The organism is Photorhabdus laumondii subsp. laumondii (assembly GCF_003343245.1).
Taxonomy (GTDB): domain Bacteria; phylum Pseudomonadota; class Gammaproteobacteria; order Enterobacterales; family Enterobacteriaceae; genus Photorhabdus; species Photorhabdus laumondii.
This window is the reverse complement of sequence record NZ_CP024901.1, coordinates 2,679,043-2,697,593: the sequence shown is the minus strand read 5'-3', so window position 1 is coordinate 2,697,593 and position 18,551 is coordinate 2,679,043. Positions and strand designations below refer to the sequence as shown.

Annotated in this window: 12 protein-coding genes; all 12 read left to right on the top strand. The window is 46.9% G+C overall.

What is annotated here, in order from left to right; all coding sequences use genetic code 11:
- The first annotated feature begins 18 nt into the window (after positions 1 to 18).
- The 12 genes from PluTT01m_RS11880 (at position 19) to PluTT01m_RS11825 (ending at position 18,444) form a co-directional block, all read left to right on the top strand.
- Complete coding sequence (locus PluTT01m_RS11880; RefSeq protein WP_011146543.1) at positions 19 to 2,025, top strand: type VI secretion system Vgr family protein; 2,007 nt, start codon at positions 19 to 21, stop codon at positions 2,023 to 2,025.
- A 34-nt stretch (positions 2,026 to 2,059) separates the two neighbouring features.
- On the top strand, positions 2,060 to 2,656 hold the full coding sequence (locus PluTT01m_RS11875; RefSeq protein WP_011146542.1) for a DUF6931 family protein: 597 nt from the start codon (positions 2,060 to 2,062) through the stop codon (positions 2,654 to 2,656).
- A complete protein-coding gene (locus PluTT01m_RS11870; protein WP_173362525.1) occupies positions 2,656 to 2,955 on the top strand; it encodes a PAAR domain-containing protein in 300 nt (99 codons plus the stop codon). The genes PluTT01m_RS11875 and PluTT01m_RS11870 overlap by 1 nt, the downstream gene beginning before the upstream one ends.
- 13 nt (positions 2,956 to 2,968) lie before the next feature.
- Positions 2,969 to 4,072, top strand: coding sequence for a type VI secretion system protein TssA (gene tssA, locus PluTT01m_RS11865; protein WP_011146540.1), 1,104 nt, complete (start codon positions 2,969 to 2,971; stop codon positions 4,070 to 4,072).
- Positions 4,065 to 4,742 carry a type VI secretion lipoprotein TssJ gene (locus tag PluTT01m_RS11860; protein ID WP_011146539.1) on the top strand — a complete coding sequence of 226 codons (678 nt, stop codon included), beginning with the start codon at positions 4,065 to 4,067 and terminating at the stop codon, positions 4,740 to 4,742. Before tssA ends, PluTT01m_RS11860 begins: the two co-directional genes overlap by 8 nt.
- A 3-nt stretch (positions 4,743 to 4,745) precedes the next feature.
- Positions 4,746 to 6,143, top strand: a complete 1,398-nt coding sequence (gene tssK / locus PluTT01m_RS11855; protein ID WP_011146538.1) for a type VI secretion system baseplate subunit TssK — start codon at positions 4,746 to 4,748, stop codon at positions 6,141 to 6,143.
- On the top strand, positions 6,140 to 6,763 hold the full coding sequence (locus PluTT01m_RS11850; protein ID WP_109791564.1) for a DotU family type IV/VI secretion system protein: 624 nt from the start codon (positions 6,140 to 6,142) through the stop codon (positions 6,761 to 6,763). Before tssK ends, PluTT01m_RS11850 begins: the two co-directional genes overlap by 4 nt.
- 15 nt (positions 6,764 to 6,778) lie before the next feature.
- On the top strand, positions 6,779 to 10,288 hold the full coding sequence (locus PluTT01m_RS11845) for a type VI secretion protein IcmF/TssM N-terminal domain-containing protein (protein WP_011146536.1): 3,510 nt from the start codon (positions 6,779 to 6,781) through the stop codon (positions 10,286 to 10,288).
- The gene (tssH, locus tag PluTT01m_RS11840; protein ID WP_011146535.1) at positions 10,281 to 12,863 is read left to right on the top strand and encodes a type VI secretion system ATPase TssH; all 2,583 of its coding nucleotides are present in this window, start codon (positions 10,281 to 10,283) and stop codon (positions 12,861 to 12,863) included. The genes PluTT01m_RS11845 and tssH overlap by 8 nt, the downstream gene beginning before the upstream one ends.
- Positions 12,864 to 12,933: 70 nt before the next feature.
- On the top strand, positions 12,934 to 14,172 hold the full coding sequence (locus PluTT01m_RS11835; protein WP_202927401.1) for a hypothetical protein: 1,239 nt from the start codon (positions 12,934 to 12,936) through the stop codon (positions 14,170 to 14,172).
- A gap of 30 nt (positions 14,173 to 14,202) precedes the next feature.
- A complete protein-coding gene (locus PluTT01m_RS11830; RefSeq protein ID WP_011146533.1) occupies positions 14,203 to 14,829 on the top strand; it encodes a response regulator in 627 nt (208 codons plus the stop codon).
- A gap of 3 nt (positions 14,830 to 14,832) precedes the next feature.
- Positions 14,833 to 18,444, top strand: coding sequence for a transporter substrate-binding domain-containing protein (locus PluTT01m_RS11825; protein WP_011146532.1), 3,612 nt, complete (start codon positions 14,833 to 14,835; stop codon positions 18,442 to 18,444).
- Positions 18,445 to 18,551: the final 107 nt, after the last annotated feature.

Genomic DNA, 18,551 nt, shown 5'->3' with positions numbered 1-18,551 from the left:
AACGCAGGTAATAAAAAGATGCTATTAGGGCAAAAGAATCGTTTTTTACAGGTTATCGGTAACCTGTCAGATATTGTGGCACTGAACAAAATAGAAGGTGAAGAGCACCTGTCACGACCTTATTCATTTTCTGCTCAGCTCTATTCCAACGCAGACTGGGATAAGCTGGAGTCTCATATCGGTAAACCTTTGGCATTTCGTCTTGGCGAAGCGCCGAATCATCGCATTGTGCATGGCATATTGACTGAATTGCAGCAACAAGGTTTTAGCGACGGCCAGTTTTGTTATCAAGCACGTATTGAACCCTGGCTGAAAATGCTGACATTAACCCATAATTTGCGCGTCTATCAGCGCATCAGCGTGCCGGATATGGTATGTGATATCTTCCGTAAACGTGGGTTTAACGACGTTGAACTGGCGCTAAAAAGCCGTTATCCGAAGCTTGAATATTGTATGCAATACAAAGAATCAGATTTTGACTTTGTGACACGTCAACTGGAACACGCGGGGATTTTCTATTTCTTTCGCCATGAAGAAAGGCGTCATGTACTGGTATTGGCAGATCACCCTTCGGCGTTTATTAACGCACCGTTAGCGGTATTGCCATATCAATCGAAGATGGGTGATCAGCAAGGCTATGGGCTACGCGCCTGGCATATTCATCGCACAATGATTCCAGGTACGGCGGAAATGAATGGTTATAACGTTAAAAGTGCTGCGGCAATCAGTGCCAGCGCCAAAGCGAACAGCGGCTATTCTACCAATCCCAAGCTTTCTATCTATGACGACCGACGTCAGGAGGAACGTAACCAACTGGAAACACAGGCAACGCTGTGCATGGAACAATGGGAATCACAGTCCTATTACGCACGCGCCGTTAACAGTTATCCCAGTTTACAAGTGGGGCATCAGTTTACCCTGAAAGGGCACACCAGCGCCGATGGCCGTTATGCCGTCGGCCACCAGCGATTAAAAGCGGAGAACAACCTGGAGGAAGGTGAATTACTGTTTTCGTCTCAGGTGACCTTATTCCCGGCGAATAACGTATTCCGTCCGCGTCCTTCGGTTACGCGGCCCTACATTTCCGGCGTATTGTCCGCGTTGGTGGTAGGGCCGACGTCAGAAGAGATCCATACGGATGAACAGGGTCGCATCAAAATCCAGTTTCACTGGGATAAAGAGCATAAAAAAGATGATGACAGCTCCTGCTGGATACGGGTCAGTCAGTTCTGGAATGGCGCAAAGTTTGGTGCACAATTTGTGCCACGTGTGGGCAATGAAGTCTTGGTGAGTTTTATTGATGGCGACCCGGATAGCCCGCTGGTGACCGGAACGGTTTATAACGGGGTGAAGATGCCACCATTCGCGCTACCGGGGCAGAAGACCCAAAGCGGGATTACGACACGCAGTAGTGCAAAAGGCACGGTGGAGCAAGGACATCAGTTCTGTTTCGAAGATAAAAAAGGTGAAGAGTTTATTTTGCTTCACTCACAAAAAGATATGCGCCTGAAAGTGAAAAATGATTTTTCGGCGCAGATCGATCGCAACGTGTTATGGGAAATCCAAGAAAAGCGCGATACCCAAATTAAAAAGGGCAATGACACATTAATTTTGAGCGAGGGCAACGCCTTAACTGAGGTGAAAAAAGGTGACAAAAAACAAACGCTGGATCGTGGCAATTTTACCACCACCGTCAGTGCAGGCAGTTATGAGCTGGAAGTATCCAGCGGTAACGCCAAAATCAATGTCGGTCAACAATGCACAATGACGGCAAATCAGGGCATTGAACTGAAAGTCGGTGCCAGCACATTATCGATTACCCCGGCCGGGATCACCATCAAAGCGCCATCGGTTACCGTAGAAGGATCAGGAAAACTGGCGTTGAAGAGCAGTGGCATGGCGGAGCTAACTGGCACCACGGTAAAAGTAGAAGGCAGTGCAATGGCACAGCTAAAAGGCGGCATTGTTCAGGTGGATGCGACCGGCATTGCTATGGTGAAAGGCACTTTGACCAAGATTGGTTAATAGCAGGATCAACGAATAATAAGAGTTTGCCATCATGGTTAAATTACGACACTGCCAGCTTTCGCCACAGGCGGAATTGGTACTACAACAACACGCGGCACATGAACAGAATCTATCGGCGCTCAATAAAGAAATATTGTGGCAAGACGCAGTGTACTACACCATTTTTATGTTGCCTTACACTCAGGCTCTGGAACTGGCACTGACATTTATCTCCTGTGTTTACGAACGCGATCTGATGCAAGGACAACGGTCGTTATTGCAACAAGTGCGGCACTGGCGGGTTGATGGCGGTGATCCGTTGCGTCATGAACTGTTCGAACAGGCGCAAACAGTCGGGTTTGATAACCCGATCTCATGTCTGGCGCTTTCCGTTTTTTGGAGTGAAGGCAGCATGACCTCCCCGGATTTGGAAGCGGTCTATCCACAACCGTGGCAGTCACTGGCGGCATTAGCCGATACGTTGTGCCTGATATTTCACCTTTATGGCGAACAACCAGAACGACAAATGCAGTACGTTGAGCAATTTTTTCAACTGGCACATGGTCAACTAAGGCAATTGCCGCCATCGCAGGATCAGGGACGCAAAAACTATCTACACCATGAAGCCACATTATCAGGAGAACAATGATGCCAATGCCAGCCGCCCGTGTGGGTGATATGCATATTTGTCCAATGGTCTCGCCTGCGGTACCTCCGGTGCCACATGTAGGTGGACCGATTATGCCACCAGGTGTACCAACGGTGCTGATTGGTGGATTGCCCGCGGCAACAATGGGCTCAATGCTAGTGTGCGTCGGGCCGCCGGATACCGTAGTCATGGGTAGCCCAACAGTATTGATCGGTGGACGGCCAGCGGCCAGACTCGGCGATCTGTGCGCACATGGCGGCACAATTACCACAGGCTATCCATTGGTGATTATTGCTTGAAATGGAAGTTACTGTGAACTTAGCCCAAACAGATATCGCGCGTTTTTTACAACCGATTGCTGCTGACAAACCAGCAGGGTGCGATATCGAATACGAACCTATTTTTGAACAGATAAACGCCGCGCGTGAAACCGACGACGATTTTCTCCAAGACGACACATGGGGTTATGAAACCCGTCAGGCTGATTGGATGAAGGTTTCAGCGTTGTGTCAGGAAGTACTGGAAAAACAGAGTAAAGATTTGCAGATAGCCTGCTGGTTAACCCAAGCGCAAGGGGAACTGTATGGTCTGGCAGGGATTAGTGGCGGTATCACATTACTTGCCCATCTACTGGAAACTTTTTGGCCGGTGCTCTACCCGCCGCTGGATGATACAGAGGCAAACAGTGCGGATGCCCGTCTTGGTCGGTTAAGCTGGTTGGATAATCAATTGGTGAAACAATTGGACAATCTGACACTGACCGATGATGGCAAATTGAGCTTAAGCGTCTGGCAACGCGTGCAATATTTTGAACAACGCGCTGCCGTTAATAGCGAATTACGCAGTGCCTTGATCAGTGATGGTTATTTCGGTATGGCTGAGTGCGACGGCAGTATTCGCACTACACCCGCCGAACAATTTAACCAATTACTGACGCGGGCTGAACAAGTTAATAAGGCATTAGCAGAACTGCAAAAAATCATGGTGGAACTATTGCCTGATGCCGGTAACAGCATGAGTGCCAGTACGCAGCGATTGCAAGAGCTGGTGGCCTTAATCGAACGATTTCGTGACATGGTGGCACCGGGATCAAGCCAGGAATACGGCAATAGCAATGAAGCAATAGCGGCAGGGGGAGATGCGCCAAACGGCATGAATACGACTTTTTTAACAGAAGATCGGGCGCACCATGAAATGCGCGCTATCGCCATAGGACAAATGATCAATATCGCCAATTACTTTCGTCAAAATGAACCTACCAGTCCGGTGCCCTATTTAATTGAACGTGCAGCACGTTGGGCAAATATGGGCATGGCCGAATGGCTGGAAGAAATGATGTCAGAAAATACCTCCGCGCTACAAGAAATTATGCGCGTGATGAAAGGACCAGAAATAAATAGAGAGCAAAATGAATAACATAAATTTTTATAGCATCATTAAACGCCGTTTTTTAATATTGACAGTAATTCTTTTAATAAGTGGTTGCAGTCATTCTATCTCCAACGATGAAAAACGTTTGCAGGCAATCGAACAAGCCAAACCGGTTTATGCCAGCAATGCCATTCGTTTAAAAATAACCGCGGTTCCGCAACTGAATGTTTTTAATAATATACCAAACAGTTGCACAATATTAATTGTTCAAGCGGAGAAACGTGAACAATTAGATAAATTACTGGCTAATCCGGCGTTATTACGCAATTTATTTTCCGGCACCGGTGCAACAGAACACATATTACAGTTGGATAATTACGTGATGATGCCGGGGCAATCAGTATCTTTACACATCGATAGAGCGGAACAGGCGCGTTATATCGCATTAATTGCCGGTTACTACCCGGCACCAGAGAGTACTCATACGCGAGTATTATCACTGCCGCTGCGCCTTGAGCAACACGGTTGGTGGAATAGCGCCTGGAGTGCTGAATTTGTTCCCATGCGTATTAATCTGACGCTAGGACGTTACGCCATTACCCGCAGTGATTTCTCAGCAGGTAACACTGGCGATGAGGTAGTTTTCCCCGAACAAATCGTTTTCCCCGGACAAACGGCGGAATCCGGCAGTGACGAAAGTGTGTTGAGGAAGTAACCCATGTTTGAACATAAACCGATGTATTGGTATTCAGGATTATATTTACAGCCGCAACACTTTCAGGCCCATGAATTGCAACATGAATACTGGCAAGGACGTTATCAGTTACTGACACAACCTTATGCTTTTGGTGTGGTGAAACTCGCATTCAATCTGGCCGCGCTAAGTGATGAAGTACTGAGTGTCCATCACGCCGCGTTTATTTTTCCCGATGGTGGTTACGTGGATTGTGATGTCAACGGCGTACTCAGTGCCCGATCATTGCGGGATTGCTGGCCGGTACGTGACAAACCGCAGCGCATCTATGTTGGCCTGCGCATGTTCAGCCACAATCAGAATAACGTCACCGGTATCACGGATGCCAATGGTGTCGGTAATATCACCAGCCGGTGGGTAACATGGCCGCAAGAACAGCGTATGCGGGATGCTTTTGGCGAGGGGCCGGAAGCGGAAGTGCAACAATTGACCTATAACTTACGTTTTTTCTTGCACGATGAGATTGCTCAGGCAACGGGTTATACACTATTACCGGTTGGCCAACTGCACTGCACCAGTGACGGTATTGCGCTGGATAACCGCTATCTACCGCCATGTTTGACGCTCTATGCTGTGCCACAACTGGGCCAGCGCATTGATCAACTGTGTCAGGAGTTAACCGGGCGTATCCATCAATTGGAAGAGTTGAAACGCCCGCAAACACTGGAAGGGGAAATTTATACTCAGGAAAAAAGCACATTATTGCTGACACTACGGACTCTGGCGCGTTATGTCGTACAGTTGCACCATTTTCAGGAAGCGAGAGATGTTCACCCCTTACAGATTTTTGGATTATTGCGCCAACTGATCAGCGAGCTTTCCTGTTTTACCGACCGTTGCTCCTTTTTAGGCCAGTGGAACGGGCAGGAAGAGGTACTGGAGAAATATCAGCATCTGGATCTGGCGCTAACTCTTGATAGTTGTGAACGGACAATTGCCGATTTGCTTAATGCGCTGGTGCTGGAACCCAATACCGTGATCTCTCTGCAACAGGAAAGCCGTGGTTATTATCATGCAACCTTCAATACAACGGGGAGCAATGAACAGCAACGGCTCTATTTGGTGCTGCGTTCTGACAGCTTTACTCATCGCGAGCGTGAAATTCCTGATGATCGCTTGATTAAACTGGCGGCGGCAGAACAGATCGACAACATTATTAACCGTGCTTTGCCCGGTGTACGTCTGTACTACCAGGAAATTGCGCCACATGGTTTACCTAACCGAGCAAACACCTGCTATTTCCGGCTAGAAAATCGCGGTGCATTATGGCAGCAGGTAGAAGAGAGCAAACGTGTGGCAGTGCACTGGGCAGATGCGCCAGACGATTTACAAACAGAAATCGTTATAGTGAGAGCGTCATGATGCAGTTGTTGGATTGTTATATTCCCGTATTCACTTGCGTATTGCGCATGATCCAGCAGCAGGTGAATCAAGCGGAAACACTGCGGCAAACCGTATTAGCTGAGTTGACACAAGCGCAGAATAGGGCGCGTTTGCAGGGTTATGGGGCACAAGATATCGAAGAGGCAAATTTCGCCGTAGTAGTTTGGGCAGACGAAGCCATTTTGTGTGCAGGTCAGAAAGCGTTGAGTATTTGGCGCCAATCATCATTGCAGGCTGAGCTTTATGATGCCGAACTGGGCGGAAATACGTTTTTTGATCGCCTTGCGGCATTAGTACCGGATAATTATCCGGTTCGATTGGTCTATGTTTTCTGTCTGCTTGCTGGATTTTATGGCCGTTATGGCAAACATGATAATTTGGAATTACACAATATTATCCAGCAAGAGTTAAATAATCTTCCTGATACTTTGCGTGGTTATCTCTCTTTAGAAAATCACCGATTAATGAACAGCTACGATAATAAGCCGAAAAATAAATACCCCAATCATAAATGGCGTAGAAAATTAATATTATTCATGTCATCTATTACATTAATTTATATTTTTATTACCGTCTATTTATTAAGTATTGGTCGGTAAACTCGGAAATCAAACATGAAAAAATTATTTTATGCCATTGGCTGGCTTAGCGTGATGGTTATCCTTTTATTACTCAGTTTAACTATTGCGGTGGCATTTTCATGGCCGACAATAGGTGGTTTATTACTATTTATTTGCCTATTACTGTTGTTATTATTGCTGCGTGTGGCAATGGCATTCATGCCAGAAATAATGAATAAACTGCGCTGGTTAAATAAATTCTGGCGGAAAGGAAATAACCGTCTGGAATATTTACTCTATCAGCACTGGAGACAAGGAGGATATTTACAAAGTTGGCGTCGATTCCGTTCACTGTTACACCGTAACGAACCCGTTCCACCGTGGTTTCTGGTGGTAGGGGAACGGGGCAATGGTAAACAGAAGTTGTTAACACGCTGCAATGTGGTGCCCATGACGGGGAAAAATCTGCCAGCGCTGACAGAAAACACCTTTACCTGTCGCTGGTGGTTCTTCCGCCGGGCAATGTACATGGTTGTTTCCGGCCGTTATACCGAAGGTCAATCCCTGTACCGGCAAGCCTGGTTGCGTCTAATCAGTTGGATCGCACAAGTACGTAAACCCGCTGGCGTACTCGTTTGCTTATCGGTGGAACAGTTGCTAAACAGCGACAATAGAGCGCTCTATATCGCCGCACGTCAGGTACGTGCTCAGTTGGAACCATTACAGATACGTCTGGAACGCCGCTTACCCATCTGGCTGATCCTTACCCACAGCGAAACATTGCCGGGGTTTGACCATTGGTGCACCCAACTGTCAGTAGAACAACATGCTGAATTGCTAGGCGATTTTATCGAGCATCATACGGTGGGTAATGTCACCGACGTGCTGGATAAGAGCATGAACACCATTGTTAACACGTTGAAAATGATGCGCCTTAAGTTGCTCAATCAGCAACGGCAGCAACCCAATGCAGAAATCTTAGCGTTACCAGAAACGGTAGCTCAACTGCAACCTGCACTGGGTTGTTACTTGAATGCACTGTTCGACCAAGACCATTATCTGGAGCATGGTCTGTTGCGTGGCCTGTTTTTTACCGCCGAGCATCAAACTGCTGGCGTTTTCAGCCAACGTTTGTTGGGAGAATACCTGCCAGATCAAGTTCAACATAGCCAAGATCAACGTAGCCATAACGTATTGCTGACTGGCTGGCGGACATTGACCAAACGCGTATGCGTTAGCCTACTCAGTTTGATGCTGGTGTACGGTGTCGGCAATGCATTGATGACGACCTGGCGTGGCGTTACGCAACTTGAAAATATCCATGAGGCAGACCCGCTTGAGCGGAGTTACTTGCGCTACCAAAAAGTTGAATACTGGTTGCAGGAAACCTTGCCATCTCTGTTTTTCTATCCGGTCACCCATACGATGGAACAACGGATGGCACAGCAATACCAGCAACAAGCACCTGTTGGTGCATTCAACCCGGAGTCGGTAGCGGCACACTTACTAGCACGTTTCCATAACGCGGAAACACCGCAAAAACGACTGTTGGTTTTACATTGGGCACGCTTTATTAACATAGAACAGGCAATGACACATGGCGCTACGCTAGAAACTTTACAGCGTATGCCTGCTTATTCAGCTTCACTATTAAGTGGTGAAAACGATCCTTTATCCGCGGAACAACGCGTCGCACTTCGTCTGGCGCAATATCGCCAAGGCAATGCACAGCAAGCATTTGATCAGTGGCGAAATGTATTGCAAACACTACTAGAAGATAGCAATAACTGGCAGTGGCTATTAGCCGACGAACAACCGACTGGCACGCATTCGCTGACACTGGCTGATTTCTGGCCGCTCGCCAGCGATGATGTTGCCACAATTAACACACGTATTCGTGGTATCTATACCCAAGCAGGTGAGCAAGATATTCAGGCAACCTTAGGAGAACTGGCACAAGCCCTTAACAGACCGGCATTCTTTACTCCTTTACAGCGCTCGTTTTATCAACAGTATCAAAATCAGCGCCAATCAGAGTGGTTAGCATTCGCTCAGGCTATGCCTCAAGGAGAGATGTTAGTTCGAGGCAAGAAAAACTGGCAAGCGCTGATATTAGCAGCGGGCCAATATGACAGCCCCTATATCACCTTTCTGACCCAGCTAGAACGTGATTTATCCTCGATAGAGCAGGCGGATCGGCAGCCTTGGTTACAGACACAGCAGCGTTTATGGCAACTGCATGGTTATGTGCAAAAAAGTGGCATGATGCAACGAGTCTCGCTAGGGAATTTCTCTGTGCGCCAGCGCATCATGTCATGGCTTGGAATTTCACCGCAGATCTCGGTACGGCTGGATGATACCGCGCTGACACGCTATCGCGCCTACCGACAGGCGGTGCAGTTAAATAGCCAACGCGAGTTGCTCAGTGATATGGAAACCGAGGTGTTGGTTAAAAATGCGCTAAATAACGAGAAAGGAGAGTTGGATGATAGCGGTTTACGCGCATTGTTTAACCGTTTCACCCTGTGGCACCATGAGACTGAAAGCAAACAGAGTGCAGGAGTAAATGAAACCTTATGGCGGCTCTATCAGGGTGATGCGCATCTGGTACTGCGTTACGCCTTCTTAAGTGCTGCCAGCCGCTTGCAAACTCAGTGGGAAAGCAAAGTGATTTGGCCGATGGAAAAATTGAGCAGACAGGAACTGTTTGATGGCCGGGAATTGAACGCGCGTTTGTATGAATACAGCAATGCATTTGTACGGGATACCGCAGGGTATGCGCTGGATATCCGTCCTGAAGGGATTAAACGTCAGGAAATAGAGGATGTAGTCTTTCCGTTTAGCGACGATTTCATTTTCTATATCAATAACCTCATTCAACCGAATGACCTACTTTCAGCGACATCGGATATTCGCCGTCGTCTGCAAGAGAAACTCGCCTTATTGGAAAGCGAACAGCAACTGACGACAGCACAGCAGGAACCGGAGCAAGAACAGAAGCCATCGGCGGAAGTAACCATTGTCAGTCAGCCGGCGACCGCTAACCGGGGGGCAAAAGTATTGCCAGTAGGCAGTTCAGTGACGTTGAGTTGTGATGATGGCGTACAGCAGCTTAAGAGTATGAATTTCAATGACAGCATGACGCTGCACTGGAGCCCAGGAACATGCGGTAAAGTACAAATTGATATCTATTTTCCTCGCTTTACCCTAAGCAAAAGTTACATTGGCTCCGATGGTTTGCTGCAATTTATGCACGCTTTCTCCCGCGGTGAACTGACATTAGCAGCTCAAGCGTTCCCGCAACGGCGGGATGAATTAAGTGCGCTGGGTATCAATAACATCACTGTGCGCTATCAAGTCAGCGAAAGCACAGCGGTTTCAACACTCTACCAACAATGGCAGCAACATCAGCAACAACAAACGGCGTTATTGGAACAACGCAACCGACTGGATAGCCAGTTGTTAAATTTAAGTGAACCTACAGTGGCAAAGGGAACTCTCTCTACTTTGCCATCACAGATCACCACCCATTGGAACGAATTAAGGAAACCTAAAAGTGAGTAATTATCTTAAACAGATCGTCAGTAAATTAACGGTAGAAGCGCGTCAGTGCCTTGACGAGGCGGTTAATCTGGCAGTACGGCGCACCCATCATGAAGTGGAAATTGAACATTTGCTGTTGGCTTTGTTTGAAAAACAGCTTCCGACGATGGAGCAAGTGTGTCACCACGGCGGTATTGATAGCATGACATTGTTGAATGCTTGCCAACGGTCACTGGCATTATTACGCAGCGGTAATCATCGTCCGCCGGTGCTGGCTACCAACTTAACTGAATGGATGGAACAGACCTGGATGTACGCCAGTACTCACTGGGGAGCATCACAGATTACCGCTCAAGTACTGATTGTGGCCCTGATCATGAATCCGTCACTGCACCATTCTCTTACCTCAGAGCTACAACAAGCGTTACAGGGTAACACCGATGGGATAGAACCGTGGTTGCGTACACAGACAAATACGACACCACAACACATTACAGCACCTGTTGGGGATAATACCCAATCCGCACTGGCACAATACACGCATCACCTGACACAAGCAGCGCGTGATAACAAACTCGATCCGGTTTTAGGACGTGAACGAGAGATTCGTCAGTTGATTGACGTGCTATTACGTCGTCGCCAAAACAACCCGCTGTTAACCGGTGAAGCCGGTGTCGGCAAAACCGCGCTGATTGAAGGGCTTGCTCAGCGGATCGTGGATGGCCGTGTACCGAAAGTTTTGGCACAAGCCGAACTATTTACGCTGGATATGGGGCTGTTACAAGCGGGTGCCAGCGTAAAAGGTGAGTTTGAAAGCCGCTTGCAAAAATTATTGGATGAGGTGAAGAAGTATCCCACCCCGGTGATTCTGTTTATCGATGAAGCGCATACGCTGATTGGCGCAGGTGGTCAAGCCGGACAAAATGATGCGGCTAATCTGTTGAAACCCGCGCTGGCACGTGGCGAATTACGGGCAATTGCGGCAACCACCTGGTCTGAATATAAGAAGTATTTTGAAAAAGACGCCGCGTTAGCACGTCGTTTCCAGTTGATCAAAGTCGAAGAACCTTCGCTAGAACTGGCAATCGCCATGTTGCGGGCCATAACACCCGCAATGGAAAAGCATCATAACGTCAAAGTACTTGCAGAGGCAGTCACGGAAGCGGTTACGTTAGCCAACCGTTATATCACTGGACGTCAGTTACCGGATAAATCAGTTAGCCTGTTAGATAGCGCCTGTGCCCGCGTTGCCGTTTCACAGACCGATGAACCGGCACCGATTGAAGATCTGCGAGCCATGTTGGCAAACATTGCTGCCGAACAGGAAGCCCTGTTACGTGAAGGCGGCCATGAAACTCAGTTACAGAAATTGGCGCAGCGTCAGGCTAAATTGCAGGCATCACTGGCAGAAATTTTGCCGGAATATCACGCTCAACGTCAGTTGGTCAATGACATCCTCGCCTGTGACGAACACGACGAACGGCTACCAGTGTTACGTGCAGAACTGCATCAGCGCCACCATCAGCACGCTTATGTCTTTGACTGTGTTGATGCCGCCTGTGTAGCAGACATTGTTGCTGGTTGGACAGGGATACCCCTTGGTCGAATGGTCGAAAATGAGCGTGATGTGTTGCGTCAGTTGGAAACCCGTCTCGGCCAACGGGTTATGGGGCAAGATCATGCGCTCAGCCAGATAGCACGTCAAATTCGGATTGCTAAAGTACAACTTGCCGATCCAATCAAACCTACCGGAGTATTTATGCTCGCAGGGCCTTCCGGTGTAGGAAAAACCGAGACCGCCTTAGCGCTGGCTCATGAGTTGTATGGTGGTGAACATCATCTGATCACAATTAACATGTCGGAATATCAGGAAGCTCATTCGGTTTCCGGCCTGAAAGGTTCTCCTCCAGGCTACGTCGGTTATGGACAAGGTGGTGTATTGACCGAAGCAGTTCGACGTCAACCTTACAGCGTCGTGCTACTTGATGAAGTGGAGAAAGCTCACCCCGATGTGCTGGAACTGTTCTTTCAGGTGTTCGATAAAGGCATGATGGAAGATGCCGAAGGGCAACAGATTAACTTTCGCAATACGCTAATTATCCTGACCACAAATGCGGCATCAGATTTGGTAATGCGGGCCGCCATGCACGGCGTAAAAGAGCAGGGGGAAAATCGCCCGGCCACCCTGGAAGATATTCAGGAGATTATCCGACCAGAGCTACAACGTATTTTTACGCCCGCATTTTTAGGTCGTTTGCAGGTTATTCCTTATCTTCCGGTACAGGGCGAAGTTCTGCATGCCATTGTGCACCATAAACTGAATAAAATTGTCACACGTTATCGTCAATCAACCCAATGTGAATTGCACTATAGCGACACGCTGGTGGATTTTATCGCTAAAGGATGCCAGATCGCGGAAAGCGGTGCTCGTGAAATTGATAATCTGTTAACCCAGTTTGTCCTGCCGTTGTTATCAGATCAATTGCTATTAGGTGGCGTGCCAGTCAATCAGGATGTCTGGATGGATGTTATAGACGGTCAAATACAGCTACGATCAGACCAAAAGAAACTATCACTATCTAATATTATCAACTAAGGGTAGCAAACACTTATCTCTGCTATTATTATCTTACAATGTAACATCAGTGTTACGAAATGAGATCCCGATGAAAATGAAAAAGATAGTGATCTTCTGGTTTATCTTTACATTGGTCAATTTCGCGCTGGCACTGTTAAACCTACAGGTACGGGATGTGTGGAGTCTGTCATCACTAGTGTGGTTTCCGGCAGGCTTGTTACAAGGCATTTTTTGCGCCAGAGCACCGCGGTACTGGCCTGTCTGGTTAATCACAGGTGCCTTGATTTCGCTGACTGCCAGTCAGTGGTATGGAAGGCCAGTCAACGTATCGCTGACCTTTTCCAGCATCAATATGATGATGCTGGTAGCAACAGCGCTGATCTGGCAGTTTTTTTACGGTGTCATGTGGGCACCGAAGCGGACGAGGGACATCATTAACCTGACCGTACTCTGTTCGTTAAGTGGCATCATTGAGCGATTTATCGCAAAATGGATACTTTATCTATTTGGTTATCCTACCGACATATCGGTTTCATTGCCGATTGTTGTAGGCTCAGTGTTGAGTTATCTACCACTTACGTTGTTTGTTATCTACTACATCACCCACGAGAAAAATGAGGTTGGGAACTGGAAAACCTACGGTTTATGTCTGGTGGCCCTATTTGCCATGACAGCATTGTTCATCAGTCCACCACCGGAAGCCGGGAAAATACACTGGCAAGGTATCGCACTGCTGTTTTCTTTCAGTTTGCCGATGCTGCTAGCATTCAGCGGTAATCTGCTGGCATTAAGCAGCTTTTTATCCCTGTGTACGGTGGGGATCGTCAGTGCCACCATTTTTGGTCTTGGCCCATTCTCATCGCCGTTAACCCATCTCCAACAAAATGTGCAGATAGCGGCTTGGTACAGTACAGCGTTAACGTTACCTGCGTTGTTATGCTGTAGCTGTTTATCCAACATAATCAATGCATTACATCGGCGTAAAGCGCGTTTTCTGTTAATGAGAGCGATGCTGGATCAAGAACAGGTTAATTGCTTTCGGTTAAGCGCCAAAGGACATTTGTACTGGCATCATAATAGTGCTGCCTGGATGCGGTTCGGGAAAGCACCTGCCTCCTGGTCGCAATTGATGGCTTGGGTACATCAGGAAGATCGGCACAAAATCGAACAGCTTAAAAATTCTGTCTCGCAAATCCCGCAGACACTAAAAGTTCGGATTGCCGATGGCAAAGGCGAATTTAACCTGATCATTATCGCTTTAATTGTCCATGTGGGAGAAAATGCCGGTTTTATTGAAGGAACGATACGTGAAATAAAGAGTAAATAAAAAATAGTCAATAATCTGGAGAAATAACCCATGCCCAGACAAGTCATTATTGCCGACGATCATCCGGTATTTTTATTAGGACTACGTACGATACTGGCAACATTGCCGGAGAATTACCAGATTGTGGGGGAAGCCCATGATGTCACTTCACTTTTCTCTCTGCTGGAGGAAAAAGAAGCGGATATGCTGATTACGGATTTCATTATGCCGGGTAATAACCAGATCGACGGTCTGAGGATGATTAGCCGAATACGGGAACAGTATCCGAATTTGCCGATTGTGGTGATTACGATGATTAACGACCGAAAAATAATAGCTTCATTGATTGACTACAAAGTAAAAGCGATTTTGAACAAAAACAGCTTATCCCATGAGCTGGTAAAAGGGTTGTACAGTACAACCGGACGTTATGAACCCTATTTAAGTGAACAATTTCTCGAATCACCGGACGAAGAAGTTGTAAAAACGCTAACCAGTAAAGAGTTGGAAGTGATTAAACTGTTGGGACAAGGGTTGAGTGTGAATGATATTGCTGCGCGTTTATACCGGACTAAGCAGACGATCAGCGCCCAAAAAATCAGCGCAATGAAAAAACTCGGGTTAGATAGCGAAGCCGCGCTTTATAATTATTTGCATCAGATTGGGCTGGGGCTGTAAGCCATGAAGTGCCGGTGCAAAGCATGGCGATGGTTTACCCCGTTGGTATTACTGTTACCGCTATCTGGCTGGAGTCTCAACCTCTTCGAATACCGCAATGCGCAAGAATTGCCGGCAAATGGATTACCGGTGGAGTTTTATTCAAATATCACGCAAGAATCGCAGGAATTTTTGCCGTTGCCCATTAAAGAGCAAGCGGTTCTTCCCTCACGCTTCCCGACATTAAAAGTCGGCATTCTCTGCTGTATCGGTGCGCCACTGGTGATCCATCGTTGGGACGGCAAGTTGGAAGGAATTTATGCTGATTATCTGCGCTTGATTGAAACTGTGCTGAAAAGGCCGGTGGAAGTACGGCTATTTGGCAACTGGGAATCAGCTTATAAAGCGTTGCAACGTGGCGATATCCAGTTGTTATCGAATTCCGCCTCCTCACAATCAGGAAATGAAGCCAATGACACTTACCCGATTCTGGTACAACCACTTGCCCTGATGATGCGCAAAGAACAAGTCAATATGCCATTTGCCAACATGAATATTATGGCGGCACCCAGCAGTGATCCGAATGTCATTAAGCAATTACGTAAACATTACCGCACTATTTTAATAGCCAAAAATCAGCAAGAGGGGATACAGGCCGTCGTGGATGGCGAAATGGATGCCTATCTGGACGGACAAAGCCAGATTGCCTATTTACTGGCTTTTCGTCCGTTTACCGGATTGACTTACCGCCGGGATATTTCATTCGGGGAACGATATGATTTTCTTGGTCACAGCGGTGATGGCATAGTTGAAGCGGTAAATCTGATCCTGACATCCATTCCTCATGCCATTAGAAATAAAGTTTATGAACGTTGGATTTCTGGACTGGCGTTGGGTAACAACAACGACGCCGCTATTTTTTCAGCTCAGGAAAAAGCTTGGATTAAAAAAAATCCTGTCATCAATGTGGCACTGAATCGCAATACACCGCCTTATTCCTTTCTGGATAAAAACGGTCAAATCACCGGGCTGGATGTGGACATTTTACGCTTGCTGGGAGAAAAAAGTGGCATCATCTTTAATTTTATCCCAACAGATGGTGCAGTAGGCATTAAAAAGCGGTTAGAAGATGGCGAAGCGCAAATGACCTCGATGCTCAACACGCCCGAACGTAACCGTTGGCTCTCTTTCAGTCATCCCTACGGTACCGTGGAATGGGTGATGATCACGCGCAATGAGCGTAATGCGCCTTATGAGTTTGAACAACTTAAACACCATCGGGTGGCAATTCAGCGCGGCAACGCACTTTTATCACTCTTAAAACAGTATCCAGAGATTTTTATCATCGAAGTTGACAGCGTGACACAAGGTATTGATATGGTACTGGCCGGAGCGGCAGATGCCACTTTTGACAGCCTGATCAGTGCTGATTACCTACAAGCAAGCCGCTACGGTGCCAATATTTCTATTCAATTCTTTAAAGGCTCATTGCAACCGGAACAATACGCCGTCATACCGGCCTATCCTCAACTGGTAGACATATTAAATAAAAGCATTGATGCACTGCCACCAAATGAACTGCGGGTATTACGGTTGAAGTGGTTATCCATGGCGAATGTCACGCCTTATGATGACAATAAAATCTCTCCTTGGGTGAAGCTGTGGGGAGGGGCATTATTTGTAATTGCATTAAGCTCGGCTTTTTGGGGCAGTTATCTTGCACACCAGATCAAACGACGTAAAATCGCGGAAAGCAACTTACAGAATTTACTGGCGTACTGGGAAACACTCTTTAATAACATGCCTACGCCAATGTTTGTCTGCGATCCCACCATGTGCATCACGGCGGCTAACCTCTATTTCCGGCATGAAATGGGCTCTGTTGGATCTGAGGTGATTGGCCGCAGTCTTTTTTCCCTATGCTTTTTAAAACCGGTCGATGAGCAAGAGATCAGTCTAATTTTTCTACGCTGTTTGGAAGGTGCTCCTGTACATTTTTCTGATCGCAACATTGTTATTCAAGGACAGGATAAAGATGTCTATTTGTGGCTCGAAAGTTATAGCAATACCGAAGGCGTTGTTCAGGGGATCATTGGCGGCTGGTTTGATGTGACCGAACGTAAATTGTTGGCTCAGGAACTACGCCAGGAACGTGATAAGGCGGAACTCGCCAGCCTGGAGAAATCAGATTTTCTGGCCCACATGAGCCATGAGATCCGTACACCGCTCCAAGCCATTATCGGTATTCTTGATCTGGAGGTAAAAAAGCAAACTCAGCCATCCACGCCATTACATATCGCCTGGCAGGCTGCCATATCCTTGCAAGGAATCATCGGTGATGTACTGGATTTCTCCAAGATAGAATCAGGGCGAATGGTGCTAAATCTCAAGCCGGAATCATTGCAGGTGATTCTGGAAAATTGCGTGGCAACTTTTAGCCATCGGGCAAAGGAAAAAGAGTTATTTTTCACCTATCAGTTTGATTTGCCGTCTGAATATTATCATCTACTGGACGCAACACGCGTAACCCAGATCATCAATAACCTGTTGGGCAATGCGATTAAATTTACCGAACAGGGTGGTGTACAGATCAGCGCCAGCTATCAGCTTATTCCAGAGAGTCAGCAAGATGAAATCACGCTGGTGGTTGCTGATACTGGTTGCGGCATTCCAGAAACCATGTATGAAGCGGTTTTACTGCCCTATGTACAGGTGACACAACATAATGGCGGTAAAACCGGTACGGGGTTGGGATTACCTATTTCTGTACAGCTAGTTGAATTAATGGGCGGCAATCTGAAAATCACGGGTGCGCCCAGTGGTGGTGCGCAGGTTACCGTGATGTTACCGCTGACGCGCACGATTATTGAAAAAGAGGCGATAAGCGAAAAAACCGAAAACATTGAGACGGAGCTTCATGAATCTTTGAATATCTTAGTGGTTGATGATTTACCTGCCAATTTACAGGTGTTGTCATTACAGTTAGCCCCATCGGGCCATCGTATCGCGCTAACTGAAAGCGGTGAACAAGCCATGAAGCTGGTGGAGGAGGGCTATTTCGATATCGTGCTGACAGATTGCCAGATGCCGATGATGAATGGTTACCAACTGGCTCAGTTACTGAGAACACATGAACGATTACGGCAATTACCGCCATTTATTATCCTGGGCTGTACCGCGAACGCGTTCTCTACCGAACAGGCTCGTTGTTTGGAAGCGGGAATGAATGGTGTATTAATCAAACCACTGGTGCAAAGCAAATTGCTGGCAGAAATTACCCGTTATTACCGACAAATCAATGAGGAAGCAACATTAACATTCGATGAGATTCAAGCATTGGCTCAGCAAAATGTGGCTGTAGAGTGCCAGTTACTTAGCGCAATACAGCAAGGGATGTCGGAAGATATTGCCGAATTACAACAACAAGAAAATCAACAATGCCATGAAAAAGTCGTGCATCACGCCCATCGTATGAAAGGCGCTTTTGCGCTGATGCAATATCAGCAAGGAATACGTGTCTGCTTGCGGATTGAAAAAAGTGAGCAGTGTGATGTGAAAATAATAGCCGTTTTATTAACTCGTGCGGAATATTTCCAACAGCAAATTAAGCAGAAATTGGGGGAATTGCATAGTTAGAAATCAAATGAAACGACACAGAAAAACCTTAGCTTGAAAATATAAATGCAATTTTTGTCATCGTAAAAATTGGAAAAAACACCATTTTGACGTACATTGCTCTCACA